This is a genomic window from Streptomyces yokosukanensis (genome assembly GCF_001514035.1).
GTDB lineage: Bacteria > Actinomycetota > Actinomycetes > Streptomycetales > Streptomycetaceae > Streptomyces > Streptomyces yokosukanensis.
In genome coordinates this window covers 68,908-95,843 of record NZ_KQ948222.1, presented here as the reverse complement: position 1 = coordinate 95,843, position 26,936 = coordinate 68,908, and the positions used below count along the sequence as shown (strand labels likewise).

Below are 26,936 nucleotides of genomic sequence, written 5' to 3'. Positions count from 1 at the left end.
CCCGCCCCCCGCACCCCTTTGAGCCCGCACCCCCTCCGCCTCCGTCCGCCCACCTCACCCAGGAGCCCGGCCGTGATCCCGCCGCCCGTCCCCGCCTTGATCGCCCCTTTGTCAGTGCCGGGCCGTAGGGTGGTCGGGCTATGACGAAGCCCTCACTCCCCGAACTCCTGCACGCCGCCGTCGCCGCCGTCGGCGGCACGGAGCGCCCCGGCCAGGTGACCATGGCCGAAGCGGTCGCCGAGGCGATCGACGACGGATCCCACCTGCTGGTCCAGGCCGGCACCGGCACCGGAAAGTCGCTCGGCTACCTCGTGCCGGCGCTCGCGCACGGGGAACGGGTGGTCGTCGCGACAGCCACCCTCGCGTTGCAGCGGCAGCTCGTGGAGCGCGATCTGCCGCGCACGGTCGACGCCCTGCACCCGCTGCTGCGCCGCCGCCCGGAGTTCGCGATGCTCAAGGGCCGGTCGAACTACCTCTGCCTGCACCGACTGCACGAGGGCATTCCGCAGGACGAGGAGGACGGACTCTTCGACCAGTTCGAGGCCGCCGCGCCCACGAGCAAGCTGGGGCAGGACCTCCTGCGGCTGCGGGACTGGTCGGACGAGACCGAGACCGGCGACCGGGATGATCTCACTCCGGGCGTGTCGGACCGAGCCTGGGCGCAGGTGTCGGTGTCGTCGCGGGAGTGCCTGGGCGCATCGAAGTGCGCCTACGGCGCCGAGTGCTTCGCCGAGATGGCCCGCGAGCGTGCCAAGCTCGCCGAGGTCGTGGTCACGAACCACGCGCTGCTCGCCATCGACGCCATCGAGGGCGCTCCGGTGCTGCCGCAGCACGAGGTGCTGATCGTGGACGAAGCCCATGAACTCGTCTCGCGGGTCACCGGTGTCGCGACCGGCGAGCTCACGCCCGGCCAGGTCAACCGCGCGGTACGCCGCGCAGCCAAGCTGGCGAACGAGAAGGCCGCAGATCAGCTCCAGACCGCCGCCGAGGGCTTCGAGCGGCTGATGGAGCTGGCCCTGCCGGGCCGCCTGGAGGAGATCCCGGAGGACCTCGGCTACGCCCTGGCGGCCCTGCGGGACGCCGCCCGCACGGTCATCTCCGCGATCGGGTCGACGCGCGACAAGTCGGTGCAGGACGAGGACGCGGTCCGCAAGCAGGCGCTGGCCTCGGTGGAGACGGTGCACGACGTGGCGGAGCGGGTCCTGAACGGCTCGGAGTGGGACGTCGTCTGGTACGAGCGCCACGACCGTTTCGGTGCGTCCCTGCGCGTCGCTCCGATGTCGGTCTCGGGTCTGCTGAGGGAGAAGCTCTTCGCGGACCGCTCGGTCGTCCTCACCTCGGCGACCCTCAAGCTGGGAGGCGACTTCAACGGCGTCGGGGCCTCGCTGGGGCTCGGCCCGGAGGGCACGGAGGGCGAGGATCTGCCGCAGTGGAAGGGCGCCGACGTCGGCTCCCCCTTCGACTACCGCAAGCAGGGCATCCTCTACGTCGCCAAGCATCTCTCGCGCCCCGCGCGGGACGGCGAGCGCTCCGACATGCTCGATGAGCTGACCGAACTGATCCAGGCGGCGGGGGGCCGCACGCTCGGGCTGTTCTCGTCCATGCGGGCGGCGCAGCTCGCGGCGGAGGAACTGCGCTCCCGGATCCCCGAGTTCCCGATCCTGCTCCAGGGGGAGGAGACCCTCGGCGAGCTGATCAAGAATTTCGCGGCGGATCCGAAGACCTGCCTGTTCGGCACCCTGTCCCTGTGGCAGGGCGTCGACGTCCCCGGCCCGAGCTGCCAGCTGGTCGTCATGGACAAGATCCCGTTCCCGCGTCCCGACGATCCGCTGATGAGCGCTCGGCAGAAGGCGGTGGAGGACGCCGGTGGCAACGGCTTCATGGCGGTGGCCGCCACACATGCGGCCCTGCTCATGGCCCAGGGCGCCGGTCGGCTCGTCCGCGCGTCGGGGGACCGGGGCGTGGTGGCCGTACTGGATCAGCGACTGGCCACCGCTCGGTACGGCGGTTACCTGAAGACGTCACTGCCGGATTTCTGGTACACCACGGACCGTAACCAGGTCCGCAGGTCGCTGGCCGCGATCGACGAGGCGGCGACGCGGACGGAGGCACAGCAGGCGGAGGCGGAGTGATCGCGGGGTAGCCTGACCGGCGCCGGTCAGGCTACCCCGCGATGGGCAAGCGCCGGGGCCACCCTGGACACTGCGGGGCGCTGGATCGGGACACGGCAGGGCCCCGGAACCGGCGCAGGGGTTCCGGGGCCCGGTCAGGGAGCGAGCAGCCGTGCGGCACGCCCGCCGCAGGCGTCAGACGCGCCGCAGCACCGCGACGACCTTGCCGAGGATGGTCGCGTCGTCACCGGGGATGGGTTCGTAGGCCGCGTTGTGCGGGAGGAGCCAGACGTGGCCGTCCTCGCGCTTGAAGCGCTTGACGGTGGCTTCGCCGTCGAGCATGGCCGCCACGATGTCGCCGTTCTCGGCGACGGGCTGACGACGCACGGTGACCCAGTCGCCGTCGCAGATCGCGGCCTCGATCATGGAGTCGCCGACGACCTTGAGGACGAACAGCTCACCGTCGCCGACGAGCTGGCGGGGGAGGGGGAAGACGTCCTCGACGGACTCCTCCGCGAGGATGGGGCCACCGGCGGCGATGCGGCCGACCAGCGGGACGTACGACGCGGCGGGCTTGCCGGCGGTGTCCGTGGGCTGCACGGTCACCGCCTGGTCTGAGCCGCGCACCTCGTACGCGCGCGGGCGGTGCGGGTCACGGCGGAGGAAGCCCTTGCGCTCCAGCGCCATCAGCTGGTGCGCCACCGAGGACGTGCTCGAGAGCCCGACGGCCTGGCCGATCTCGCGCATCGACGGCGGATAGCCGCGCCGCTGCACCGAATCCCGGATGACCTCGATCACGCGGCGCTGCCGGTCGGTGAGTCCGGAGCTGTCCGCCCGGATCCCTGGAGGTCGGCCCGGTAGGGAGCGCTTGTGCCCCTCGGGATTCGTGGCTTCGTTCATCACGTGTACCGGCTCGACTCGGCCCTGGGAGCGGTCCTGGGCGGTGATGGTGGCACTGTCTGCGGTGGTGGTCACGTCGGCCCCTCTCGATGGTCTCCCTGCTGGACAACGGTAGTTGCTTTCGAAAGGTTGCGCCAAACACACGTTCGAGTGAAAAAGTGCGATTCGCCTGACGCGATCATGTGTCTGGGTGTATTGCTGACGCCCCACCTGGCGGACAAAAGCGCCCATTGTTGTACTCTTCACCGCCGGGGTTGCCGACCTCGTGAGTCGCCACCCCAGTCTGCCATCCGGAATCCGCACGTCCGGGCTCCGGGTCTCTTCTGTGCCGGAGCCCCACGCGTCCTCCGTGCGGCGCCCACGGTATCTCCGTAAGTGCCACAGGGGTACGGCTCTGCGCCCGCGTGTCTCCGGACGGCCGCCCGTGTCGGGTGTTCGCCGCCGTTTCCCTGCGACACGCGTGACTGCCTGGGTGTATGAGCCAATCCCTACATCTAGTGGTTGGATGGCTACAGCAGCCCAGAAGTTGTGGTCCCCCGGGTCTGACGAGGCTCCGCGATCGCCTATGCTTAGGGCTGCTTCGCGGGGCCCATGGGTCCGGTGAGGTTGTTGAGTCTGCTGTGAGGAGGGTTGGAGATCATGCACTGCCCCTTCTGCAGGCACCCCGACAGCCGTGTGGTCGACAGTCGTACGACCGACGACGGCACGTCGATCCGCAGGCGCCGCCAATGCCCGGACTGCTCCCGTCGTTTCACGACCGTGGAGACGTGCTCGCTCATGGTGATCAAGCGGTCCGGGGTCACCGAGCCGTTCAGCCGTACCAAGGTCATCAACGGCGTGCGCAAGGCGTGCCAGGGACGGCCTGTCACCGAGGACGCACTCGCCCAGCTCGGCCAGCGGGTCGAGGAGGCGCTGCGGGCCACCGGAAGCGCCGAGCTGTCCACCCACGACGTGGGGCTGGCCATACTCGGCCCGTTGCAGGAACTCGACCTCGTCGCCTATCTGCGATTCGCCTCCGTCTACCGGGCGTTCGATTCGCTCGAGGACTTCGAGGCCGCCATCGCGGAGCTGAGGGAGGCGACGCGAGGCCCCGCCGCGGACGAGGACGACGCGGGAGCGGGGAGCCAGGAAGACGACCGCGGGCCCGGCGGGACCACTCAGGTTCCCGTGCCCGCCCACGCCGCCGACTGATCGGCGGGCCGGGAACCGGGGGGAGGCCCGGGTTCCGGCCGGACGGCGGCGACCAAGACCTGTTGCGGGCGGCAGCTGAGGGTGCCCGCAACACATGACAGAACACCGTGCCACGGGAACAAACGGGGCACTTCTGGGCGTTTTTGCCCGTACCAGGGAGGCGGCATGACAGAGACGGCGAGCGGTCCGGCGCGAGGTTCCCGAGCGAAGGGCACCAAGGCCACCAAGGGGCTGCGTATCGAGCGCATCCACACCACCCCCGGCGTGCACCCGTACGACGAGGTCGAGTGGGTGAGCCGTGACGTCGTCATGACCAACTGGCGCGACGGCTCGGTCAACTTCGAGCAGCGTGGCGTCGAGTTCCCCGACTTCTGGTCGGTGAACGCGGTCAACATCGTCACCAGCAAGTACTTCCGCGGTGCCGTCGGCACCCCGCAGCGCGAGACCGGCCTCAAGCAGCTGATCGACCGCATCGTGAAGACGTACCGGAAGGCCGGCGAGGACCACAGGTACTTCGCCTCGCCCGCCGACGCCGAGATCTTCGAGCACGAGCTGGCGTACGCCCTCCTGCACCAGATCTTCAGCTTCAACAGCCCCGTGTGGTTCAACGTGGGCACCGCACAGCCCCAGCAGGTCTCCGCCTGCTTCATCCTGTCCGTCGACGACTCCATGGAGTCGATCCTCGACTGGTACAAGGAAGAGGGCATGATCTTCAAGGGCGGTTCCGGCGCCGGCCTGAACCTCTCCCGCATCCGCTCCTCCAAGGAGCTGCTCTCCTCCGGCGGCAACGCCTCCGGTCCGGTCTCCTTCATGCGCGGCGCCGACGCCTCCGCCGGCACCATCAAGTCCGGCGGTGCCACCCGCCGCGCCGCCAAGATGGTCGTGCTCGACGTCGACCACCCCGACATCGAGGACTTCATCGAGACCAAGGTCAAGGAGGAGGAGAAGATCCGCGTCCTGCGCGACGCGGGCTTCGACATGGACCTGGGCGGCGACGACATCACGTCCGTCCAGTACCAGAACGCCAACAACTCGGTCCGTGTGAACGACGAGTTCATGAAGGCGGTCGAGGACGGCGGCAACTTCGGCCTGCGCGCCCGGATGACCGGCGAGGTCATCGAGGAGGTCGACGCCAAGGCGCTCTTCCGCAAGATCGCCGAGGCCGCCTGGGCCTGCGCCGACCCCGGCATCCAGTACGACGACACCATCAACAACTGGCACACCTGCCCCGAGTCCGGCCGGATCACCGCGTCGAACCCGTGCAGCGAGTACATGCACCTGGACAACACGTCCTGCAACCTGGCCTCGCTGAACCTGATGAAGTTCCTGCAGGACGACGGCGAGGGCCACCAGTCCTTCGAGGCCGAGCGCTTCCAGAAGGTCGTCGAGCTGGTCATCACCGCGATGGACATCTCGATCTGCTTCGCGGACTTCCCGACGCAGAAGATCGGCGAGAACACGCGCGCGTTCCGCCAGCTCGGCATCGGCTACGCCAACCTCGGCGCCCTGCTCATGGCCACCGGCCACGCATACGACTCCGACGGCGGCCGCGCTCTCGCCGGCGCCATCACCTCCCTGATGACGGGTACGGCCTACCGCCGCTCCGCCGAGCTGGCCTCGGTCGTCGGCACGTACGACGGCTACGCCCGCAACGCCGACGCCCACCAGCGCGTCATGAAGCAGCACGCCGACGCCAACGGCCAGGCCGTGCGCATGGACGACCTGGACACCCCGGTGTGGGCCGCCGCCACGGAGGCCTGGCAGGACGTGCTGCGTCTTGGTGAGAAGAACGGTTTCCGTAACTCCCAGGCGTCCGTCCTCGCCCCGACCGGCACCATCGGTCTCGCGATGTCCTGCGACACCACCGGCGTCGAGCCCGACCTGGCGCTCGTGAAGTTCAAGAAGCTGGTCGGCGGCGGCTCGATGCAGATCGTCAACGGCACCGTCCCGCAGGCCCTGCGCCGCCTGGGCTACCAGGAGGAGCAGATCGAGGCGATCGTCGCCCACATCGCCGAACACGGCAATGTGATCGACGCCCCCGGCCTCAGGCACGAGCACTACGAGGTGTTCGACTGCGCCATGGGCGAGCGCGCCATCTCCCCGATGGGCCACGTCCGCATGATGGCCGCGATCCAGCCGTGGATCTCCGGCGCCATCTCCAAGACGGTCAACATGCCGGAGACGGCGACCGTCGAGGAGGTCGAGGAGATCTACTACGAGGCCTGGAAGCTGGGCGTCAAGGCGCTCGCGATCTACCGCGACAACTGCAAGGTGGGCCAGCCTCTCTCCGCCAAGAAGAAGGACGACAAGGGCGCCGAGAAGGCCGAGATCACCGAGAAGGCCGAGGCCGCGATCCGCACCGCGGTCGAGAAGGTGATCGAGTACCGCCCGGTCCGCAAGCGTCTCCCCAAGGGGCGTCCCGGCATCACGACGTCCTTCACGGTCGGCGGTGCCGAGGGCTACATGACCGCCAACTCCTACCCGGACGACGGTCTCGGCGAGGTCTTCCTGAAGATGTCCAAGCAGGGCTCGACTCTCGCGGGCATGATGGACGCCTTCTCCATCGCGGTCTCCGTCGGCCTCCAGTACGGCGTGCCGCTGGAGACGTACGTCTCGAAGTTCACCAACATGCGCTTCGAGCCGGCCGGCATGACGGACGACCCGGACGTGCGGATGGCGCAGTCGATCGTCGACTACATCTTCCGCCGCCTGGCGCTGGACTTCCTGCCCTTCGAGACCCGCTCCGCGCTCGGCATCCACTCCGCCGAGGAGCGTCAGCGGCACCTGGAGACCGGTTCCTACGAGCCGGCCGACGACGAGGTCGACGTCGAGGGCCTGGCCCAGTCGGCGCCGCGCGCCCAGGAACTGAAGGCGGTCGCCGCGCCGAAGCCCGTCTCCCAGGCGGTCGAGCCCGCCCAGAAGCAGGCTCACACCAGCGCCGAGCTGGTGGAGATGCAGCTGGGCATCCAGGCCGACGCCCCGCTGTGCTTCTCCTGCGGTACGAAGATGCAGCGGGCCGGTTCCTGCTACATCTGCGAGGGCTGCGGCTCGACCAGCGGCTGCAGCTGATGACACGCGGTTGCTGAGGTGAGGTAAGGGGCGCCGACCCATGGTCGGCGCCCCTTACCTCTGCCGGGCCGCGCCCAGAACGTTGTCACCGCCTACTGCCCAGGACCCGCATGAAGGTCGCCGGGTCCTCCTGGAAACCGTGCACGCCAGGACGGAACGTCCACTCCCCGGCGTCGTCCCGCGCGAACTCGGCGATCGTGGCCGCCGTCGCCCCGAGCACCGAGCCGAAGTCGTCCTCGGCGAGCACGGTGTAGCCCTCCCGGACGCGCATGGCCGGATTCAGCACATCGGCGAACGGCTTGTGTCCGGGCCGCTGTTGGATGACGACGCCGACCACCACGCGCGCGTACCGGCCGTCGAGCCGGTCCATCTCCAGCGTCATGACCTCGTCCCAGCCGAAGCCCCGGCCGTCCGTGCTGTCCCGGTTGAGGAAAATCGTGCCGTCCGGTGAGCGGCTGTCGAAGTGCACCACATAGGCCGGCGCACCGTACGCGTCGTTCGCCGCGAACGTAGCGGCGACGATGTCGAGGTCGGTGGGCGGCTGACCCGCCGGACTGGGGTCCCACTTGAGCGCGACCTCGACCTTGCGGATTCCCTTGCTGAAGCCGGTCAACAGGCTTCCCCTTCCCCCCTGGTGGTTCCCACGCCCCCAACTGCCGTGGAGTCGGGGTGCCTTGTCCATCGTGCCACGCGGGCGGGGGCATGTGCGCGGGTGATCTCCGCCGGAGCGTGACCGGCGCCACGCCCGGTGGCCTTACGATGGCGCGGTGCTGGTCAAGTGGATTCGCTGCACCGTGGTGGACCGCCGCGGCTTCGAGCGGGGGCAGCGGAAATGGGCGGGGCTTCTGGGGGAGCCGGGGTTTCGGGGGCAGGGTGGGGGCTGGAGCAGGCAGCGGTCGGGCGTGGTGCACACCTTCGCGTTCTGGGAGAGCCGCGCCTTCTACGACTCCTTCATGGCACGCTCGCACGACCGCCTGGCGTCCGCCCAGTCCGGCACGTTCAAGGACGCGCAGGTCAAGCTCTTCGAGTACCGCTTCGATGTGAAGACGGGCTTCGAGCCGCGCTTCACCGACGCCGATCTGGTCCGGGTGGCCCTGTGCCGGATCCACGAGGAGCGCGTCGAGCACTTCACCCTCATGCAGGAGAAGGTGTGGAACCCCGCGATGGCCGGTTCGCCCGGCATGATCCGCGGCATGTTCGCCGAGGCACCCGAGCAGGAGTTCCTGATCATGTCCATGTGGCGGTCGGCGGCCGAACACGGCAAGTACCGCACCGAGCGAGTGGAACGCCTCGCGCTGCGCGCCCAGACCGAGGCAGACGTCGCGGCGCTCTCGGGCGACATCGTGGAGCTGGAGCCGTCCTGGACGGTCTGACGCACCGCGCGTGCATGCGGATGTCCGACTCACCGCTTCTGGGTGGCATCGAGGGTCCTGGGACCGGCTCACGACGCGGGATTCGTGTGACCTACGCCGTATGGGGCCCCTACGAGTCCTCGACCTTCCCTCGTTCCATCTAGGGTTTTGGCATGGCACGACCACGGCGCATCGTCCTTGTCCGGCACGGCGAGTCCACGGGCAACGTCGACGACTCCGTGTACGAGCGCGAGCCCGACCACGCTCTCGCGCTGACCGAGCGCGGCTGGAGGCAGGCGGAGCGGACCGGCAAGGACCTGCGGCAAGTCTTCGGTCGGGAACAGGTGAGCGTGTACGTCTCCCCGTACCGCCGGACGCACGAGACGCTCCGCGCCTTCCACCTCGACCCGGATCTCATACGCGTCCGGGAGGAGCCCCGCCTTCGCGAGCAGGACTGGGGCAACTGGCAGGACCGCGACGACGTGCGTCTGCAGAAGACCTACCGGGACGCGTACGGCCACTTCTTCTTCCGGTTCCCGCAGGGCGAGTCCGGTGCCGATGTGTACGACCGGGTCGGCGGCTTCCTGGAGAGCCTGTACCGGAGCTTCGAGGCACCGGACCATCCGCCGAACGTCCTCCTGGTGACGCACGGACTCGCGATGCGGCTGTTCTGCATGCGCTGGTTCCACTGGACGGTCGCGGAATTCGAGTCGCTGTCGAACCCCGGGAACGCCGAGGTGCGCATGCTCGTTCTCGGGGAGGACGGCAAGTACACGCTCGACCGGCCCTTCGAGCGCTGGCGGGAACCGGCCCCGTACTGGGTGAACGGATAGAGTGGCAGAGCGATGACCGCTGACTCCTCTTCCTCCGGGCGCCTGGAGCGCTCCCTGGCGAGCCTGCGCGGACTGGCCGTGGGGGACGCCCTGGGCTCCCAGTTCTTCGTCCCGGCGAACTACCCCCTGCTGAAGCGGCAGGCGCTGCCCGCAGGCCCCTGGCAGTGGACGGACGACACCGAGATGGCCTGCTCCGTGGTCGCCGTCCTCGCCGTCCACCACCGCATCGACCAGGACGCGCTGGCCCGCTCCTTCGCCGAGCGCCACGACTTCGACCGGGGCTACGGCCCCGCGGTGAACCGCCTGCTGAGACTCGTCCGAGAGGGCGGGGACTGGCGTGAGCTGGCCGCCGGGCTGTTCAACGGACGGGGGTCCTGGGGCAACGGAGCGGCGATGCGCATCGCCCCTCTCGGCGCCTGGTACGCGGACGACCCGGAGCAGGCGACCCACCAGGCGGAGATCTCGGCCTACCCCACCCATCAGCACCGTGAGGCCGTCGTCGGCGCCATGGCCGTGGCCGCCGCGGCGGCACTGGCCGGTTCCCCCGACGGTCCGCCCGGCCCCGAGGCCCTCCTCGACGGCGTCATCGCCCTGGTGCCCAAGAGCGCCGTCGGCCAGGGACTCCGGCGGGCCCGGGACATGCTCGACTACGGCGACGCGGGCACCGTCGCGGCGGTGCTGGGCTGTGGACGGCGTACGACCGCCCACGACACCGTTCCCTTCGCCCTCTGGTCCGCCGCGCGCAGCCTCGGTGACTACGAGGCGGCCTTCTGGACGACGGCCGGCGTGGGCGGTGATGTGGACACGACCTGCTCGATCGTGGGTGGTGTGCTCGCCGCCGGCAAGGCGGGGGCTCCGCCCGCGGTGTGGGCGGAACACGTCGAGGCGCTGCCGGAGTGGGTGCCGACGGGGCTCTGACGGGCTCTGGCGGGGCTCCGAGGGGTCCGAAGACCGAGGTCGGAGCCGTCTTTCGGCCTCCCCTCCCGCCCCCGGTCCGATGTGGGGAGCCCTCGGTGGACAACTCCGAAACTCTCCGTGCCCGCCGGGAACTCTCCGTGACCGCCGCCCGTTCTTCCCGTATCCACCGCAGGTCGTGGCCTTCGGTGACGGGATCGACGGAGAGTCGCGGGGCGGCGGTCGGACGGAGGGAGTGACGATGGCGGGCGCGGTGTCGCTTCTGGTGCTGGTCTGCGTCCTGGCGCTGGCGCTGGCGCTGACGCGGGCGCGGTCGTCTGCGGCGCAGACGGAATCAGCCGATGCCCGGTCCCGCCGTGCCGGCGAGCGACTCGAGATCGCTCTTGCGGACCCTGATCACCAGCCAGGCGGTGAGGAAGGCGACCCCGGCCATCGCCGCGGCCGGCACGAACGCGGTGGAGATGCCATGGGCGAGCACGTCGTGCCCCCAGGGCGCGGGCAACTGGTGCGTCTTGGCGAACTGGGCCTTCTGCTCCGGCGACCCACCGGCGAGGAACTTCGGCAGTTGCTTCTTCGTCTCGTCCTTGGCGGCCGAGCCGAACACGGTCGTCAGGATGGACAGTCCGAGCGAACCGCCCACCTGCTGCATGGCGTTGAGGAGTCCGGAAGCCGCGCCCGCCTCGTGCGGGGCGACGCCGGACACCGCCGTGACGGTGGCTGTCACGAAGTTCAGTCCCATGCCCAGGCCGAACACCAGCATCGGTCCGAGCACCCCGCCGAGGTAGGAGCTGTCCGGCCGGATGAAGGTCTGCCAGATCAGGCCGATCGCCACGAGCCCGGTGCCGACCATCATGAACGGCCGCGGGCCGAACGCCGGAAGGAAGCGCTGCGACAGGCCCGCGCCGACCGCGATCGCGACCGTCACGGGGAGGAAGGCCAGGCCGGCCTCGATGGCGCTGTAGCCGAGCACGTCCTGCACGAACAGCACGATGTAGAAGAACATGCCGAACATCGCCGCGGCGAGGCTCAGCATGATCACGTACGTGCCCCAGCGGTTGCGGTCCGCGAACATCCTGAGCGGGGTGATCGGCTCCTTGGCCCGCGTCTCGATGAAGGCGAAGGCGATCAGCAGCACCAGGGCCGCACCGAAGGAGCCGAGGGTGAGGCCGTCCCGCCAGCCGTTCTCCGAGGCGCGGATGAACCCGTAGACAAGCGAGGCCATGCCCGTCGTGGAGGTCAGCGCGCCCGAGATGTCGAAGCGCCCCGGGTGCCGCTCGGACTCGTTGATGTACAGCGGTGCGAGCGACGCTATGAGCACGCCGATCGGCACGTTGACGAACAGCACCCACCGCCAGTCCAGCCAGTCGGTGAGCATGCCGCCCGCCAGCAGTCCGATGGCGCCACCGCCCGCCGACACGGCCGCGAACACGCCGAAGGCCCGATTGCGTTCGGGCCCTTCGGGAAACGTGGTGGTGATCAGAGCCAGCGATGTGGGCGAGGCGATCGCGCCGCCCACGCCCTGCAGGGCTCGTGCGGCGAGCAGTTGCCAGGGTTCCTGGGCCAGGCCTCCCAGCAGCGAGGCGAAGGTGAACAGCAGGATGCCGGCCATGAACACGCGGCGACGGCCGAGGATGTCACCGGCTCGCGCACCGAGCAGCAGCAGACCGCCGAAGGTGAGTGTGTAGGCGCTGACCACCCATGTCAGGTCCGTGGTGCTGAACTTGAGTGCGTCTTGAATGTGCGGGAGTGCGATGTTCACAATCGTCGCGTCCGGTGGCGTTCCAACGCGCGTTATCAGGTTTTGGTTGGGAGCGACGTTGTGACGGCGGGGACAGCCGGGTGAGCGGACGCCGTGATCGGCGTTGCACGGGTTGGTTACACGGCCGGGGTGGCATTAGGTCCCGGGAGATGAACCGGCTCACTGGGCTGGTCTCCAACACTAGTCGGGGGTGCGGTAGGACGAAGGCATGGCGGTGCTCGGAGCGCCGCCGAAGGCCGAGCGCATGGCGTACGTTCTGCACGTCGCCGAGGCGTTCGGTGTGCCGGTGGAACAGACCCCTCCGGCGGCGCCGGGAGCGGCTCTGCGCGTGGTGGGCCGCGGCTCCCGCCGCACCGGCGGCGAGCGGGCCGTCCCGCTCGCGGTGTGGTTGTCCGAGCGCCTCCAGAGGTGGTACGCCACCCGCCGGGCGGCGAGCCGTCGGCTGCTTGACGCATCGGGTGGAGTGTACGAGCGGGCCGCAGCCCTTCCGGGAGGCCCGGCCTGGCTGCTGACCGTCACAGTCGCGCCGGGAGACGGGACCGTCCCGTCCGTGTGCCGCCTGCTGTCTACTCAGGGGCAGGGCATGCTCATGTAGAGAGCCTGCTCGCCCTCGGAGGGGGTGCCTGCCGTAGTAGAGGGCGGTGTCCAGGCATAATGCTGGCCGCGGGCAAGCCAACCCATTCGATGCGAGCATGGCCATCAGCAAGCCGCAGCTCTCTCGGACCACGGTGCGCGCCCACCCGATTATGTATGGGTAGCTGGCATCCCGGATCGCCCCCGTCCGCGCGGAGAGCAGGCCTTGGCTCTCGAAGTCCGTACTGAAGAAGCCGGATCACCTCCGCTGGTGCGGAGAACAGTACTGCTCGCGGGTCCCCTGGACATCCTGGAACGGTTCACCTCCGCTCGCGCGGAGAGCAGAGCCGAAGGACTGCAGCACCGCCTCAGCACTGCGGTTCACCTCCGCTCGCGCGGAGAGCAGTTCAACAAGTTCGACGCCGCGGACTACACGCTCGGTTCACCTCCGCTCGCGCGGAGAGCAGCGTAGCCACTCATGCTGGCCCCGCTCGTCTGCCGGTTCACCTCCGCTCGCGCGGAGAGCAGCGTAGCCACTCATGCTGGCCCCGCTCGTCTGCCGGTTCACCTCCGCTCGCGCGGAGAGCAGGCCGACGGCGCGGTGGCCGGCGAGCGTGAAGGCGGTTCACCTCCGCTCGCGCGGAGAGCAGGCACTGTGGGACTCCCGGCCGTGCCTGCACCCCGGTTCACCTCCGCTCGCGCGGAGAGCAGACGTGCCGTTCGTAGCAGCGGGTGCAGTAGCCCGGTTCACCTCCGCTCGCGCGGAGAGCAGGTCCGGGGAGCGGAAGGTTCGTTGGGGATGAGCGGTTCACCTCCGCTCGCGCGGAGAGCAGCCCACCCGGATCTGGTGGGTCGGCTGGATGATCGGTTCACCTCCGCTCGCGCGGAGAGCAGCCAACCCGGAGGCGGAGCATGACGCGTACGCCGGTTCACCTCCGCTCGCGCGGAGAGCAGCATCTCGGCGCCGGGTTTCGTGTACCAGGAGGCGGTTCACCTCCGCTCGCGCGGAGAGCAGGCGGGCGGCGGGTACCTGACGACGTTCAGCAACGGTTCACCTCCGCTCGCGCGGAGAGCAGTCGGCCGCAAAGCTCGCGTGTCCGTTGTTCTGAGGTTCACCTCCGCTCGCGCGGAGAGCAGATCGTCATCCGGCCGTCCGGGTCGCCGATCGGCGGTTCACCTCCGCTCGCGCGGAGAGCAGTCCTTGAGCTGGATCCAGGCGCCGGAGGGCAGCGGTTCACCTCCGCTCGCGCGGAGAGCAGGGTTCAAGGCCCGGTCCCGAATGGCTCCGTGCCGGTTCACCTCCGCTCGCGCGGAGAGCAGGACGTAGTCGTACTCGGCGACGGCCGGCATGGCGGTTCACCTCCGCTCGCGCGGAGAGCAGCGGAAGGTGCGCTCGGACTTGTCGTAACCAGCCGGTTCACCTCCGCTCGCGCGGAGAGCAGGACCCCAAGCTGTCTCGCACCAAGTTCGGCACCGGTTCACCTCCGCTCGCGCGGAGAGCAGCACGCAGCGCGCCGTCAAGGCCGAGGTGAAGGGGTTCACCTCCGCTCGCGCGGAGAGCAGGTCGGCGAGTTCGCGGGCCGGCTCCACGGAGGCGGGTTCACCTCCGCTCGCGCGGAGAGCAGCAGATCCGCATCGCGTCCTCGGATCCGGCGCACGGTTCACCTCCGCTCGCGCGGAGAGCAGGTCACCGGGCTGAGCGCATCCACGAAGTACAGCGGTTCACCTCCGCTCGCGCGGAGAGCAGGGCGGAGGGCAACCCGCCCCCGCCGGGCCCACCGGTTCATCTCCGCTCGCGCGGAGAGCAGGAGCTGTCCGAGGCGTCGTCCTGGAGCTGGATCGGTTCACCTCCGCTCGCGCGGAGAGCAGAACCCCGGTCGGCCACAACCCGACCGGGGTTTCGGTTCACCTCCGCTCGCGCGGAGAGCAGAAGACCCTCGCCGTCATCGCCGCCTTCCTGCTCGGTTCACCTCCGCTCGCGCGGAGAGCAGGACGACCCGGAACGGCTGTGCCATGTCTCCCCCGGTTCACCTCCGCTCGCGCGGAGAGCAGCGGGTCAGGTTGTGGACCAGGACGAATTCCCGCGGTTCACCTCCGCTCGCGCGGAGAGCAGATCTGGGCCATCCGTTCGGCGTCGTCCTCGTCCGGTTCACCTCCGCTCGCGCGGAGAGCAGCCAAGCTGGGCCCTGCGCCCGTGACTGCCAGTCGGTTCACCTCCGCTCGCGCGGAGAGCAGCTGATCAGAGCCTTGCCGACGCTGGTGAGGTGCGGTTCACCTCCGCTCGCGCGGAGAGCAGTGGCCGCACTCAGGCGGCCCGACCCATTTCCTCGGTTCACCTCCGCTCGCGCGGAGAGCAGTCCTTATGAACCGGTGGAAGAACCCGTCCTTCCGGTTCACCTCCGCTCGCGCGGAGAGCAGGCCCTCCACATCGAGGGCCGGCTACCGGACCGCGGTTCACCTCCGCTCGCGCGGAGAGCAGCACTCGAAGTACGCCCACTCCGGGGTCAGGTACGGTTCACCTCCGCTCGCGCGGAGAGCAGCAGGGTTCCGCCGGAGGACTGGTAGCCGGCCACGGTTCACCTCCGCTCGCGCGGAGAGCAGCCGGTAGTTGCTCGAGCTGGAGCCCTTGAGGGCGGTTCACCTCCGCTCGCGCGGAGAGCAGGCCAACGCCGCGCTGACGACGACCGGCAAGAACGGTTCACCTCCGCTCGCGCGGAGAGCAGAGCAGATCGAGGAGATCTGCAAAGACCTCGGCCGGTTCACCTCCGCTCGCGCGGAGAGCAGCTCTCCCGCACCCTCCGTGAAGTCCTCGATGCCGGTTCACCTCCGCTCGCGCGGAGAGCAGTTCTCTCGCTGCTCGGCAGTCATCTGCTCATTCGGTTCACCTCCGCTCGCGCGGAGAGCAGCCCCACGGCTACTCCGGATCGAACATAAGCGGCGGTTCACCTCCGCTCGCGCGGAGAGCAGCCCATCCCAAGCCGTCCACCCCCGAGGAGGCGCGGTTCACCTCCGCTCGCGCGGAGAGCAGCCGCGACCGCCTGAAGGAGGCACCGTGCAGTCCGGTTCACCTCCGCTCGCGCGGAGAGCAGCACCTGCCGCTCACGGTCCGGGAGGCCGGCCGCGGTTCACCTCCGCTCGCGCGGAGAGCAGAACTCCGTCCAGCCGGCGTCCTGGTGGAACGACGGTTCACCTCCGCTCGCGCGGAGAGCAGCGGTCCCGCGCTCTGGGCGGCTCCCGTTAGGACGGTTCACCTCCGCTCGCGCGGAGAGCAGGACGCATCGGGGAGCCCGGTCGCCTCGTTGATCGGTTCACCTCCGCTCGCGCGGAGAGCAGTGGACCACGTCTGGCACGATCGTCATCAACAGCGGTTCACCTCCGCTCGCGCGGAGAGCAGGCTTTCTGACCTGGGGCGTTAGATCGGGTTTGCTGTTTCTTTACGGGCCGCCTCGAAGCTGACCATCGTCAAGCCGTCGAAGTCGACTGGGCGGCGACGTCGTGATCCAGCGGTGCGGAGTTCGAAGCCCTGCTCGTTGTCGCTGGGGTAGACCAGGACGGACATGCCATCGCCGGTGCATGCTGCTACCGATGCCCAGAGTTCGTCGCGAACTCGTGCGGAGACTGTGCCCACATACAGGTCGGGCGTGACTTCGAGGAGCCAGCGGGTGAGGGCTCCGCGGAGGTGGGCGGGGACGGCGGTTGCCGAGATGGTGATCATGGAGGGCATGGTGGTGGTCTCATGCTCCTTGAGTGTTCTTGCTGTTATATGTCGATTGCGTGGTTGATTCCGCCAGGGACGGGGCCGGTTACCGGATCCCAGAGATCGACGAGTTGTTCCTCCGGGTCAGGGACGTTGGAGTCTGTTTCGGGGGCGAGGAGTTCCTGGATGTCCGCGACGATCCGCGGGAGGAGTTTGAACAGGCGCAGACCGTCACGGAAGGAACGCCGCGCTTCGGCTTCAGGGTTGGTGGAATTGTGGAGGGAGAAGGCGAGGGGGATGGTCAGGTCGGCTTTGTACAGGTCGGCGATGTCGTAGACGAATGCCTGTTGGTTGCCGTTGTGGACGTATCCCAGGGCCGGTGAGCAGCCGAGGGCAAGGATGGCAGCGTGGACGATTCCGTACAGGCACGTGTTGGCGGATGAGAGTGCCAGGTTGACCGGGTCCTGGGTGTCCCAGGATGCGGGGTCGTAGGCGCGGCGGAATCGGCCGATGCGGTACTGCTGGGCGAGGAGGCGGTAGTGGGCCTTGACCCGCTGGCCTTCGAGTCCGCGCAGTTGGGCGAGGCTCGTGCCGGCCGGGACGGTGCCTGTTCCGAACCGTTTCTCGTACATGGCGGTGGCTACGGCGAGCCGCTGCTTGTCGTCGGCCCAGGTCCGGGTCTGGCGTTCGAGCCAGGTTGTCGTGAGTGAATCGGGCAGGGCTGCGGCGTAGGTGCGGACCCCTCCTGCCCCGGTGATGACGACGGTTGTGCCGTGTCGGGCGAAGGTGGCAAGGGCGCGGGCGGTAATGGAGGTGCCGGGGCCGAGGAGGACGCAGCTCAAGGCGGCAGTGGGTAAGTAGACGGTCTCGATGCCGCGTTGCTCGCTTGTCACTTCGGCACGGACTCCGGTGTCGTCCTGGTGGATGCGCACGATGTCCAGGTAGAGGAAGGACAGCGAGTCGGCGATGCGAGGGAGCATGGCGACGGTGGGTGCCGCGAGTCTGCGTCGTGCCTCGCTGGGGGATCGTTCGGGGCCCGGTGCGGCGGTGGGGCGCTTCATGGAGTGTTCCTTGCGGGGGCGATGCTCAGGAGACCACAGCCGTAGGCCTTGCCGCGGCCGATGCCTTCGGTGATTTTCTGGCGAAGGAGGTCGGGGTCGGTGACGGTGGCGGTGCCGTCGAAGCGGGTTCGGGTGTGTCGGATGCGTTCCGGGGCGGCGCTCCGGCCTGGGGAGCGGGTCGCCTGGGCGGCGTCGAGGGGGTGGGAGTGGAGGGTGAGGGGTGTGAGGCCGGCTGTGTGGGCTTGGCGGGTCCACCATTCGTCGGCATGGGCACCGGTGAGAGGAACAGCGGCGGGGAGGTTGTACAGGGCGCGGGTGGTGGCTCCGGGTTTACGGACGGGGCTCGCGGCGCAGCGGTAGCGGATGGTCAGGCCGGGTTTGAGGGCGTCGAGCAGGGCGTCGAGAGGGCGGCTGTGGGCAGTGCCGTAGTCGGCGGGGAGTTCGGTGAGGTCGGGCTGGTGGGTGCTTTGCAGGAGGATGTGAGGTCCTGTGGGGGTGTCATCGGTGCGGAAGAGCACGCCGAAGCGGGCGCGGGGGTCGGGGCCGGCTTCGGTGGGATAGAGGGACATGAGGCGGCGGTGGAGGTTCATGGCCGTGTGGCGTCCGGTGAGGTCGCGGCGGGCTTCCGGGGAGCGGGGGTCGGGGATGATGCGGGTCAGCCAGACACTCAACGGGTGCTCCCTTCGGCCTGGTGCCGGGTGAGGTAGGTGGCGAGGGTGTTGAGGTGGTCGGTGCCCAGGCCAGTGTGCTGGTCGGCCGGCAGGTGGATGGTGCGCCGGTAAAGGGGGCGGGCCTGGTAGGCGCGGTGGCGGGGGTGGAAGGTGAGCGGCTGGTCGTTGACTTGGCCGACCGGGTGGGCGCCGGATGTGCTGTCGGCCTGTGCGCCGTCGGGCGGGCGCAGGCTGTGGAGGGGCTGATCGGCAAGGAAGGCCACGCCGCGCGTGCTCGTTCGGGGGCGAGGTGCGGCGAGGGGAAGGTGGGTCAGGTGGTGCAGGACGTCGTCGAAGTGCCCGAGGAGGAGGGGGCCCTCGGGCGGGCAGGAGCGCCGGCCCAGGTAGGGCGGCCAGTGCGGGGCGGCCAGGGCCACAGCCACCTTTTCGAGGAGAGTGGCGTTGCCGTGCGGGGTGGTGAGGGCGAGGGTGAAGGCCGCGTCGGCGAGGTAGGTGCGGTGAGTGAGCAGTGTGGTGGTGTCGCCGCTGCGTTTCTTTCCTTCGGCGGTGGTGACGGTGTCTTTGGGGGGTAGGCCGCCGCCGACGGTGTGAAGGTCGCGCAGGAGCAGGCCGGGCCGGTCGGCGCGGATGACGATCGACAACTGGGTGATGTCGTCAAGGGGTTGGCCGCGGTGGCGGCCCATGGCGGCGGCGATCAGGCCGATGACGCCGGAGCGGGTGGGAAAGGCCGCGGTGTCGCGTTCGTTGAAGTGGCTGCGCTCGCCCCAGGACTGCAGGGGTCCGCTCAGCCGCAGCAGCAGCCCGGGCTGCGGGGTGGAGGTCATCGGGTCGTGGCCTCGACGGGGCGGTGGGCGGCGTTCAGGGTGATGGTGATCAGGTCGTCGAAGGAGTCGCGGCGTTCGCCGAGCCCTGTGAGGTCCTTGGTCTCCAGGCCGGCCCAGCCGGAGGCGAGGATGCCGCTCGTGCCCAGCAGGGTGTTGGCAGCGTTGGCGTAAGCGGCGAGTTGGGTGCGGGAAGGGTCGGCGAAGCCGCCCTGCGGGCTGGCGTGGACGGGCTTTTCGAAGGCGGCTGCATACGACAGGGGCCGGTCGGTGCGTACGGCGATGTGGACCAGGTCGGGGATGGTGTGTGGGGCCGTGGAGTTCTTCTTGGCCTGGGGTAGTGCGGTGATGAACGAGGCCAGGAAGGCCACGGTGAGTTCCTGGGCGGCGGCTGGGTCGTCGCCGATGTTGGCGCTCAGGTCACGCAGGTCGAGGGTGGCGTAGCGGTAGAAGGTGCCGGCGCTGAATTCTGCGTGGCCCATGTGGCCACTGCCGCTGGAGTCGTCCCACAGAGCGGTGACGTCGTCGACGGCGGAGAAGTAGTCCAGTTCGACGTCGGTGGTGTGGGTGGTCAGGGCGTGGGCGACCTGGACGGCGCCGTCCACGCCCGCGTCGTCGATCTCGGCGAGCATACGTCCGAACAGGTTGATGACACCATTGCGTGAGCGCAGTACTGCGGTCACATCGTCGGTGGGCAAAACGCTTTTGTCAGCGGGCTTCTTGATGTCCTTGGCCTGTTCCAGCGTGCCGCGGTGCTGGTCGGCGAGATCGGCCAGTTCGCTGACGGCGGCTTCGGGCAGGTAGATCAGGGCGTTGGTGAGAACCTTGTTGGGCACGGTCTGCTTGGCGTCGCCTGGAGCCTTGGCCAATTCGAACTTGATTCCGCTGGCCGCTGCCGCGTGGCCTCCGGCGCGCTGGGCCAGTTCAGTGGGCCAGCCGCGCATTTCCAACTCCTTGCTGACGCGTTCGCCGATGCGGCGGGTGCGCAAGGCAGCTTCACCGATGTGGTCTTCGAAGACGGTGCGGATGGCGCGCTTCCAGCACTGGCTGCTGACGCGGGTGCGCAGGGCGTTGCCGTACTGGACCGTCTTGACGGAATTGGTGTCGTCGCGGTTGAGGTTGGCGAAGGGGACGGACTGAAGGACGTGGATGTCGATGAAACGGGCGGCGTGGCGCATACGTAGCTCCTTGTCGTTGAGGGCGTGGACGGGGCTGTGCCATGGGGCGGATGGTCGGTGGGTCAGGTGACGGGAGCGGGGTTTTCAACTTTGTCCTGGTCGGCCTGGTCGGCCTGCTCACGCAGGGTCTGGGTGCGTTGGCGGTAGTAGTCCTGCAGCCAGCGGCGGGAGATTCGGCCGGAGTGGGTGGGCCAGGCGATCAGGTCGGCGAGCAATTGGGGCCAGTCGACGGGCACGTCCACATCGCGCAGATAGCCGACGGCGGCGGGCAGGTGCCGGTGCAGGCCGTTGATGCTCTGCCGGGTGAGCAGGTTCAGGCGCGACTCGGCGGTGGATTCCCGCATCTCGCGTTCACGACCCGGGCTTTCGGTCACCGCGAGTGCGAAGGCCAGGCCGAGGCTCGTTCCATAGCCCATGGTGGGGGCGGCATCTCCTGCCGACGGGGCCTGGTCCTGCTGGCCGGATTCGGGGGCGGTGAGGGGACTTCGAGACTGGGCGGCGATCATCGCTGCCACCGCGTAGTACGCGCGCTCCTCGCTGTCGGGGGCCCGCCGGTCCTGGGGCAACCAGGGCGAGACAAATCGGTGCATGCGGGGAACGTCGTCCAGTCCGCGGCGCAGACCACTGCGCAGCGCGGTGCGCGCGCCAGGGTCCTCCCGGCAGAGTTCCTCGATCCAACGGGTGTAGGCGACCAGACGGCGGCGCCGCCCGGTCGCTGAATCATTGGTGTCGGTCTCAGGGGGCATCTTTGGCCTTCTTCGGGCAAAGGGGCTGGGCGGGGTGCGGCCGGTTACGCGGCCTCAGCAGGTGCGGTCTTCTTGGGCGGGCCGCCGTAGAGTTCGATCCGGGCGTTGGCGACGGCTTTCGCACCGCGCTGCGTGCGGGTGATGGAGGCGGTCACCATCTCGTAGGCATCGGTAGCCAGGCGCAGGAAGGCCATCCGGGCGGCGGACGGGTCCAAGCCGGCGTGCGGCTGGCGGCCGGTGGGATCGAGTTCACGGAAGCGGTGCCAGAACTCTGCCTCCGCGCTCGGCCAGTAGTGGGCTGCGGCCTCGGCCGCCCAGGTGTCGCCATTCGCCTTCGAGTCGTTGGTGTACTCGGCCCAGGCACGCTTGACCGCCCTTTCCAGGCGGCGTCCGTACAATTCGCCGAGCCGCCGCAGCCGCCCCACGGCCGGTGCGGTCGCGGGCGCCTGCTGTTCTGCGAATCCGAGGACGGGGGGTGTGGCGGCATCAACGAACTGGGTGTCCTTCGCCTGGCCTTCCTGCTCGAAGCCGAGCGCCCGTACCCGCAAGTCTTCGGAGATTTCGGCGGCGTATGTGAAGACTTCGGGACGCTGGGGCTGGGCGGTGCCGGGGGGTTCTTTCAGCAGCAGGGCGTCCAGGTCCCGCCACAGGGCGCGTCGGGAGTCGGCGGGGCGCGGGTAGCGGTTGCCCTGTTGGCTGATCTGCCAGATCAGGTAGTTGTCGTCGCGGGGGATGCGGCCCTTGCGGTAGGCCCACGTGATGTAGGCATCCCGGACCAGGTGGGGGTTCGCCTCGTCGGGGACGAGCAGCAGGGCATGCTGAGAGCATGCTGTCAGCCGTGAACACGGACCAGAGGGCACAGGCGGGACGTCATCGGGGTCGGGCAGCTCCTCCCATTCCCATGGACATGGATCGTCCTGCCGCCGTACGGTCTGCGCGGGCGGGACGAGGCCGGCCAGCAGCGTCTCCAGCAGGTTGGCGCCTTCAGGGTGGTAGGACAGGGCGGTGCGCAGCGGGCCGGCAGTGGCGCTGGCAGTCTTGATGCCGTTTACCTCGCGGGCCGAACAGCGGCCGGAGGGCCCGTAGTAGTGCCACACCAGCAGATTCAGCGTCGCCTCTGCCGCGGTGGGAAGGTCGGGGCGGGCGTCGCTGCCGTGTCGGAACCAGGCGTGGGTGTTGCCTGCGGGGCGTGTCACGATCAGCTTGTTCACCCCGGCGGTCTTGTCCGCATCACACTGCTCGGCCAGCCGGGCGTCCTGCATCCACGGGCGGTGCCCGTCGGAGTCGTAGAGAAAGAATCGGTGTCGGTAGCGGCTGGCGTAGGCGTCGATCCCCTCTCGGGGGAGCTGGCCGGCGTCCAGGATGTCCAGACGCCGTTCTCCCCAGTCGCCGGGGGCGGCCTCGTCCAGTTCGGTTACCCGGGCGGTGAGCGCGTACAGGACCCGCAGCAGTGCAGAGTGCGCGGGAGGGTCGGTGATCGTGAGGGTTGCGATGTCGCCGCTGCGGAGCAGAAGCTCCAGCAGTCCTACCCGTTCAGGGTGGGGAGAGGGCGCAGTGTCGGTCCAGCGGACCGGGATCCATGGTTCGTCGCACAAGTTGTGCGTGTTGGTCGGCATCAGGCTCCTCTCGCCAGGGTGCCGGTCACAATGGGTTCGGGGTCTTCGCAGGCGCGGAGGTGAGCCGTGCGTGGCTCATGGAGCGTTACGACGCTCGTCCCCCTGCCCGTGCAAGCGGGCTGACGCTGTCCCGGCCGTGGCCCCGGAGAACAGCCCCTGCCGGGACGGCTGTTGAGCACCGTAGCCAAGTGTGTAGCTCAAGGACGCCGGTTCGCCGGTTCTGGTCGCCCGGAATGATTAACCGGCTTCCAGGCCGACGGGGGAGGTCCGGATCGTGCGGGTGCCCAGGTGGCCACTCCACACCGCACCGATCTCCTCGCGGCCGGCCGGCGCCACCCGGAGCAGGGCTACCTCACGCAGCACCGGATGGTTGTCCCAGGCCGGCGGCGCCGGGTGGACCTCGGCGCCGCGCAGCCAGCTGCCGGGCACCGGTGCCACGTGTGCCATGACCTGCCTCAGCTCCGCATGCGTGAGGCCGTTTCCACCAGCGGGGGGCAGGGCCAGCCTGCCCACCTCATCGAGGGTGACTGCGCCGTCCGGTTGTTCGTACAGGCACAGCACGCGTCCGCTGTCCGCGCCCAGCCGGGTAGTCAGGAGTTCCTCGCTGACGCCCGCTTCCCGACGGCTGAGCCGGTGAAGGTCCCCGGCCACATCGGCCGGAGCAGGGATGGCGACAATCTCGGCCAGGTGCGCTTGTGCCGCCTCTTCGGCCTGCCGGACGGCATCCTTCTGGCGCAGCTCCCGCCGAGCGGCCCCGTCCAGCTGGTCCACGAAGTCCTCGGCATACACGGTGTTGATGAGTTCCTGCACCGCCTCGGGCACGGCGATGCCGGCTTCCTCCCGCTCGTGCAACACATGGGAGGTGCGCTGGAGCAGTCCCGCGTCGTACACGCTGCCCCAGGTCTTGGGTACGAGGGTGCGGCCGTCGTCGCCGACTGGCTCGAGCACGACCAGACGTGGCTCCTCCTCTGGCAGGGCCCATACAGGACGGCCGGCACTGCCACGGGCGTGGCGGCGCCCCCGGCCGGCACGTTGCAGCACCTGGGCCAATGGGGCGAGATCCGTGACGACCAGGTCGAAGTCGAGGTCAAGGGACTGCTCCACCACCTGGGTGGCCACCAGGATCGACGCCGGACGCGGCCTGGCCACGTCCTCAGGTGAGCGCGGCTTGCCGTAGGCGACCTCGCACTCGGCTGTGATGCGCTGGCGAAGGTGGGCCGGGTACCGCGAGTGCAGCAGCCGTACCCCGCCCGCCCGTGCAGCAAGATCAGGGAAGCCGGCGCGCAGATCCCGGAAAGTCTGCTGCGCCTCGGCCACCGTGGTACAGCACACCAGCGCGGTCCCACCGTGCGTGACGACCGGTTCCAGTACTTGGCGCAGGGCAGCACGTCGGTCCCCGGCGAGCACTGGACTGCCGGCCGTGTCCTTGGTGTCCCACACCACAGGCCGCACCTGCACGTCGAGCCGACGGGCCCGCCCGCTGCCCACCTCCCGCGGGATTGACACCTCCCCTGTTGCGGCATCGGTGAACACCCAGCCCGGATAGCAGGGTTTCACCATGGACGGCTCCAGGAATCCGGCTCCGCGACGGTAGGCGTCCACCAGCGAGGAGGCCGTCCGCCCGGACAACGTCGCCGACAACAACACCACCGGAGCACCAAACGCGCCCATCCATTCCAGAAGCCGCGTCATCAGCTGGTGCATCCACGGCCCGTACGCGTGCGCCTCATCGACCACGAATACCTTGTCGCAGAGCCCGAACAACCGCAGTGCGTTATGGGTCAGCGGTAGCACGGCACTCAGCGCCTGGTCGACCGTGCCTACGCCGAGCGGGGCCAGGAGCCCTCGCTTCGATCCGCGCAGCCAGTTCCCGGCCTCCGTAGCAGTGCCCTCATCTGCGCTGACCACCCCGGATCCCGTCTGGTCGGAGAACGCGGCGGCGTCGTAGGCGGGGCTGAGCCAGGCCATCGAATGCAGCAGTGTCAACGCCCGCTCGCCACACAGCGCCCGCCCTGCGAAATCGCCTACCCGCGGATACATCGCATCAGCCGTGGCCATCGTCGGCAGTGCGAAGAACAGCCCCCGCGCCTCCGCAGCACGCCCCAGCACCGACGCCGCATACAAGGCCGCCTCAGTCTTACCGTCCCCAGTAGGCGCTGTGACCAGTAACAATCCCGTCCCCTTCGCTGCGACCAGCTGCGGCAGATGCGCTGCCAGATCACTCTGCAGGCCGTTGGGCGAGAAGGGGAACATTTCCTTGAACCCCATGGCGGTGAACCGGGCGCGACCCAGGCGAGCCGTGGAAACCAGCCCTGCGGCCGCCTTCCGGGAGCGGGCCCAATGAGCGTCGATCTCCTCGGGCGTGGCCTGCCAGCCAGGCGGAGGCAGCAGCGGCACGATCGCCTCGGTCTGGCTCGCCAGCCAGTCCGCGACGACCACCAGCCCGCTCACGATCACAGCCAGCTCCGCCGGCAATTGCTGCGTCGGCACCTCCCAGGCACCGGTGACCCGCCGCACCTCATTGAAATGCGCCCGCCGCTGAGCCGCCCAGCCCTCCCCGCCGAGCCCGGGCTGATAGGCGTCAGTATGCATCACTTCCCTGGGCCGCAGGGCCACCCCGAAACAGCCGTGATGACCGCCCAACAGTTGCGCGACCTGATGACTCACCGCCCGCCGCGTCATCCGCTCATTGCCCGGATACCCCGCCTCGGCCAGCAGCTGCGCCAACGCCCAGTGCGTGGCCATCTCATGACGAAACGCCCGCTCCCGATCGGCTCCGGCAGCGAACGCAAACGCCGGGTCACTCCGCAGCATGGCGAACGCCGCCGGCACCTGCGCCTGGAACGGCGGCGTGATCTTCCCCAGATCATGCAGACCCGCCCAGAACGACAGCACCCCCCGTGCCTCACCTGCCGACAACCCCAACGCCTGCGCGATCCTCACACGCAGCTGATCACTCAGGAGGACATCCCACAGCGCCTGGAACACCCCCGCTGTATCAAGCAGATGGCAGATCACGGGGTAGGGGCGCGGCAGACCATGCTCCTTCCCCCATAACCAAACCTCGACCCGATCCTGCTCTGTGGCAACCGACTTGCGCTTCATCATGGCGCCAATCCATAACAGAACCCACTGACAACGCGTCCCCACCTGCGTAAAAGCCTTAACCGGAACACAGACGAGCCGTACGATCCAAGGCGTGGAACCTCACCAAGCACAACAGGCCGCCGTGACAGGGCCAGCCCGCTCGTCCAAGGCAACGAAATTGCAAAGCGGCTGAAGAAGCCCAGGTCGGGAAGCCTGCTCTCCGCGAGAGCGGAGGTGAACCGCGGGTGTTGATCACCTGCTCCAGTACGGCGCGCTGCTCTCCGCGAGAGCGGAGGTGAACCTGCCGGCCTCGGCCTGGTCCTGGTCCTCCTTGGCTGCTCTCCGCGAGAGCGGAGGTGAACCGACCAAGCGGGGAGGAAACTGACCATGGGTCACCTGCTCTCCGCGAGAGCGGAGGTGAACCGGCGCGTGTGGACGGCGGACGTTCGCCCTGTGTCTGCTCTCCGCGAGAGCGGAGGTGAACCGGAGCTGGAGAAGACCAAGGAGACCCGGGGCCGCTGCTCTCCGCGAGAGCGGAGGTGAACCGGACCAGGCGGAGCCGGACGCCGTCACCGAGTGCTGCTCTCCGCGAGAGCGGAGGTGAACCGCAGGGTTGGCCGGTCTCGAACGTGAACGCGGTCTGCTCTCCGCGAGAGCGGAGGTGAACCGCCCCCCGAGGATCTGTACCGAGTGTTAGCAGCCTGCTCTCCGCGAGAGCGGAGGTGAACCGCGATACAGATACAGGCGCGCGCCATCAGTCTCCTGCTCTCCGCGAGAGCGGAGGTGAACCGTACAACCGGAGGGCGTGACATGGCGTCATGGTCTGCTCTCCGCGAGAGCGGAGGTGAACCGAAGACCACCGAGGAGACCCACATGAACAGCAACTGCTCTCCGCGAGAGCGGAGGTGAACCGTCCGCGCCATCGTCATCGAACGCACGCTCATGCTGCTCTCCGCGAGAGCGGAGGTGAACCGATCGCCCTGTGTGTAACCAGGGGTCTGCGGATCTGCTCTCCGCGCGAGCGGAGGTGAACCGCCGCACCATCACACCGCCCGGCCGCGGGTACTCTGCTCTCCGCGCGAGCGGAGGTGAACCGGCCCTTCGTGCACTCCGCTGACCCCATCGTGACTGCTCTCCGCGCGAGCGGAGGTGCACCGGAGTGCGCCGCCGACAACGCGCCGAAGACCCACTGCTCTCCGCGAGAGCGGAGGTGAACCGGGCGAATCGTGGCTGGGCACCACCAACGCCACCTGCTCTCCGCGCGAGCGGAGGTGAACCGCCGAGCAGCATGTCACGCGGCCCTGTCATGCCCTGCTCTCCGCGCGAGCGGAGGTGAACCGCAGGTGAAGGCGCCCG

The 26,936-nt window shown here is 69.1% G+C and carries 18 protein-coding genes and 2 CRISPR repeat arrays (1 of these 20 running past the window's edge); of the genes, 7 read left to right on the top strand and 11 right to left on the bottom strand.

Annotated features, from left to right (window positions below):
* Positions 1 to 140: 140 nt before the first annotated feature.
* The gene (locus tag AQI95_RS34125) at positions 141 to 2,132 is read left to right on the top strand and encodes an ATP-dependent DNA helicase (protein ID WP_067133115.1); all 1,992 of its coding nucleotides are present in this window, start codon (positions 141 to 143) and stop codon (positions 2,130 to 2,132) included.
* A gap of 174 nt (positions 2,133 to 2,306) precedes the next feature.
* Here AQI95_RS34125 and lexA read toward each other — a convergent pair whose 3' ends face one another.
* Positions 2,307 to 3,086 (bottom strand): transcriptional repressor LexA, encoded by a 780-nt coding sequence (lexA, locus tag AQI95_RS34120; RefSeq protein ID WP_055710152.1) that lies wholly within the window; start codon positions 3,084 to 3,086, stop codon positions 2,307 to 2,309.
* 564 nt (positions 3,087 to 3,650) lie between these two features.
* Between lexA and nrdR the strand changes: the two genes are divergently transcribed.
* The gene (gene nrdR / locus AQI95_RS34115) at positions 3,651 to 4,202 is read left to right on the top strand and encodes a transcriptional regulator NrdR (protein WP_067133338.1); all 552 of its coding nucleotides are present in this window, start codon (positions 3,651 to 3,653) and stop codon (positions 4,200 to 4,202) included.
* Between the two features lie 165 nt (positions 4,203 to 4,367).
* Positions 4,368 to 7,271 (top strand): vitamin B12-dependent ribonucleotide reductase, encoded by a 2,904-nt coding sequence (locus AQI95_RS34110; protein ID WP_067133112.1) that lies wholly within the window; start codon positions 4,368 to 4,370, stop codon positions 7,269 to 7,271.
* Positions 7,272 to 7,356: 85 nt separating this feature from the next.
* Here AQI95_RS34110 and AQI95_RS34105 read toward each other — a convergent pair whose 3' ends face one another.
* Positions 7,357 to 7,884: a TerD family protein gene (locus tag AQI95_RS34105; protein ID WP_067133109.1), complete on the bottom strand. Its 528-nt coding sequence runs from the start codon at positions 7,882 to 7,884 to the stop codon at positions 7,357 to 7,359.
* Between the two features lie 154 nt (positions 7,885 to 8,038).
* Here AQI95_RS34105 and AQI95_RS34100 point away from each other — a divergent pair, with 154 nt between their 5' ends.
* From AQI95_RS34100 to AQI95_RS34090, 3 genes are all read left to right on the top strand, one after another.
* Positions 8,039 to 8,644: a YdbC family protein gene (locus AQI95_RS34100; protein ID WP_067133105.1), complete on the top strand. Its 606-nt coding sequence runs from the start codon at positions 8,039 to 8,041 to the stop codon at positions 8,642 to 8,644.
* Between the two features lie 152 nt (positions 8,645 to 8,796).
* Positions 8,797 to 9,456: a histidine phosphatase family protein gene (locus AQI95_RS34095; protein ID WP_067133102.1), complete on the top strand. Its 660-nt coding sequence runs from the start codon at positions 8,797 to 8,799 to the stop codon at positions 9,454 to 9,456.
* Positions 9,457 to 9,468: 12 nt separating this feature from the next.
* Complete coding sequence (locus tag AQI95_RS34090; RefSeq protein WP_067133099.1) at positions 9,469 to 10,374, top strand: ADP-ribosylglycohydrolase family protein; 906 nt, start codon at positions 9,469 to 9,471, stop codon at positions 10,372 to 10,374.
* Between the two features lie 331 nt (positions 10,375 to 10,705).
* Here AQI95_RS34090 and AQI95_RS34085 read toward each other — a convergent pair whose 3' ends face one another.
* A complete protein-coding gene (locus AQI95_RS34085; protein WP_067133096.1) occupies positions 10,706 to 12,169 on the bottom strand; it encodes an MFS transporter in 1,464 nt (487 codons plus the stop codon).
* A 169-nt stretch (positions 12,170 to 12,338) separates the two neighbouring features.
* Here AQI95_RS34085 and AQI95_RS34080 point away from each other — a divergent pair, with 169 nt between their 5' ends.
* Complete coding sequence (locus AQI95_RS34080; RefSeq protein WP_067133092.1) at positions 12,339 to 12,725, top strand: hypothetical protein; 387 nt, start codon at positions 12,339 to 12,341, stop codon at positions 12,723 to 12,725.
* Between the two features lie 172 nt (positions 12,726 to 12,897).
* A CRISPR array of direct repeats spans positions 12,898 to 16,097; the repeat unit is 29 nt; unit sequence CGGTTCACCTCCGCTCGCGCGGAGAGCAG.
* An 18-nt stretch (positions 16,098 to 16,115) separates the two neighbouring features.
* Here the strand turns inward: AQI95_RS34080 and cas2e are convergent.
* The 8 genes from cas2e to AQI95_RS34040 all read right to left on the bottom strand — a co-directional run bounded on the left by cas2e (position 16,116) and on the right by AQI95_RS34040 (position 25,601).
* Complete coding sequence (cas2e, locus tag AQI95_RS34075; RefSeq protein ID WP_067133089.1) at positions 16,116 to 16,427, bottom strand: type I-E CRISPR-associated endoribonuclease Cas2e; 312 nt, start codon at positions 16,425 to 16,427, stop codon at positions 16,116 to 16,118.
* A 35-nt stretch (positions 16,428 to 16,462) separates the two neighbouring features.
* Positions 16,463 to 17,461: a type I-E CRISPR-associated endonuclease Cas1e gene (gene cas1e / locus AQI95_RS34070; protein WP_067133086.1), complete on the bottom strand. Its 999-nt coding sequence runs from the start codon at positions 17,459 to 17,461 to the stop codon at positions 16,463 to 16,465.
* Positions 17,458 to 18,132: a type I-E CRISPR-associated protein Cas6/Cse3/CasE gene (cas6e, locus tag AQI95_RS34065; RefSeq protein ID WP_067133084.1), complete on the bottom strand. Its 675-nt coding sequence runs from the start codon at positions 18,130 to 18,132 to the stop codon at positions 17,458 to 17,460. Before cas6e ends, cas1e begins: the two co-directional genes overlap by 4 nt.
* The gene (gene cas5e, locus AQI95_RS34060; RefSeq protein ID WP_067133080.1) at positions 18,129 to 18,956 is read right to left on the bottom strand and encodes a type I-E CRISPR-associated protein Cas5/CasD; all 828 of its coding nucleotides are present in this window, start codon (positions 18,954 to 18,956) and stop codon (positions 18,129 to 18,131) included. Before cas5e ends, cas6e begins: the two co-directional genes overlap by 4 nt.
* Positions 18,953 to 20,131: a type I-E CRISPR-associated protein Cas7/Cse4/CasC gene (gene cas7e, locus AQI95_RS34055; protein ID WP_067133078.1), complete on the bottom strand. Its 1,179-nt coding sequence runs from the start codon at positions 20,129 to 20,131 to the stop codon at positions 18,953 to 18,955. The genes cas5e and cas7e overlap by 4 nt, the downstream gene beginning before the upstream one ends.
* A 62-nt stretch (positions 20,132 to 20,193) precedes the next feature.
* The gene (casB, locus tag AQI95_RS34050) at positions 20,194 to 20,877 is read right to left on the bottom strand and encodes a type I-E CRISPR-associated protein Cse2/CasB (protein ID WP_067133075.1); all 684 of its coding nucleotides are present in this window, start codon (positions 20,875 to 20,877) and stop codon (positions 20,194 to 20,196) included.
* Positions 20,878 to 20,921: 44 nt separating this feature from the next.
* Positions 20,922 to 22,493, bottom strand: coding sequence for a type I-E CRISPR-associated protein Cse1/CasA (gene casA, locus AQI95_RS34045; protein ID WP_067133072.1), 1,572 nt, complete (start codon positions 22,491 to 22,493; stop codon positions 20,922 to 20,924).
* Between the two features lie 237 nt (positions 22,494 to 22,730).
* Positions 22,731 to 25,601, bottom strand: coding sequence for a CRISPR-associated endonuclease Cas3'' (locus tag AQI95_RS34040; protein WP_079071683.1), 2,871 nt, complete (start codon positions 25,599 to 25,601; stop codon positions 22,731 to 22,733).
* A gap of 192 nt (positions 25,602 to 25,793) precedes the next feature.
* A CRISPR array of direct repeats spans positions 25,794 to 26,936; the repeat unit is 29 nt; unit sequence CTGCTCTCCGCGAGAGCGGAGGTGAACCG (it continues 106 nt past the right edge of the window).

Coding starts and splice junctions, on each gene's coding strand:
- AQI95_RS34110 (WP_067133112.1), top strand. CDS start 4,368: ATGACAGAGACGGCGAGCGGTCCGGCGCGAGGTTCCCGAGCGAAGGGC.
- AQI95_RS34095 (WP_067133102.1), top strand. CDS start 8,797: ATGGCACGACCACGGCGCATCGTCCTTGTCCGGCACGGCGAGTCCACG.
- AQI95_RS34090 (WP_067133099.1), top strand. CDS start 9,469: ATGACCGCTGACTCCTCTTCCTCCGGGCGCCTGGAGCGCTCCCTGGCG.
- AQI95_RS34040 (WP_079071683.1), bottom strand. CDS start 25,601: ATGATGAAGCGCAAGTCGGTTGCCACAGAGCAGGATCGGGTCGAGGTT.
- cas5e (WP_067133080.1), bottom strand. CDS start 18,956: ATGACCTCCACCCCGCAGCCCGGGCTGCTGCTGCGGCTGAGCGGACCC.
- AQI95_RS34080 (WP_067133092.1), top strand. CDS start 12,339: ATGGCGGTGCTCGGAGCGCCGCCGAAGGCCGAGCGCATGGCGTACGTT.
- cas7e (WP_067133078.1), bottom strand. CDS start 20,131: ATGCGCCACGCCGCCCGTTTCATCGACATCCACGTCCTTCAGTCCGTC.
- casB (WP_067133075.1), bottom strand. CDS start 20,877: ATGCCCCCTGAGACCGACACCAATGATTCAGCGACCGGGCGGCGCCGC.
- AQI95_RS34125 (WP_067133115.1), top strand. CDS start 141: ATGACGAAGCCCTCACTCCCCGAACTCCTGCACGCCGCCGTCGCCGCC.
- nrdR (WP_067133338.1), top strand. CDS start 3,651: ATGCACTGCCCCTTCTGCAGGCACCCCGACAGCCGTGTGGTCGACAGT.
- casA (WP_067133072.1), bottom strand. CDS start 22,493: ATGCCGACCAACACGCACAACTTGTGCGACGAACCATGGATCCCGGTC.
- cas1e (WP_067133086.1), bottom strand. CDS start 17,461: ATGAAGCGCCCCACCGCCGCACCGGGCCCCGAACGATCCCCCAGCGAG.
- cas2e (WP_067133089.1), bottom strand. CDS start 16,427: ATGCCCTCCATGATCACCATCTCGGCAACCGCCGTCCCCGCCCACCTC.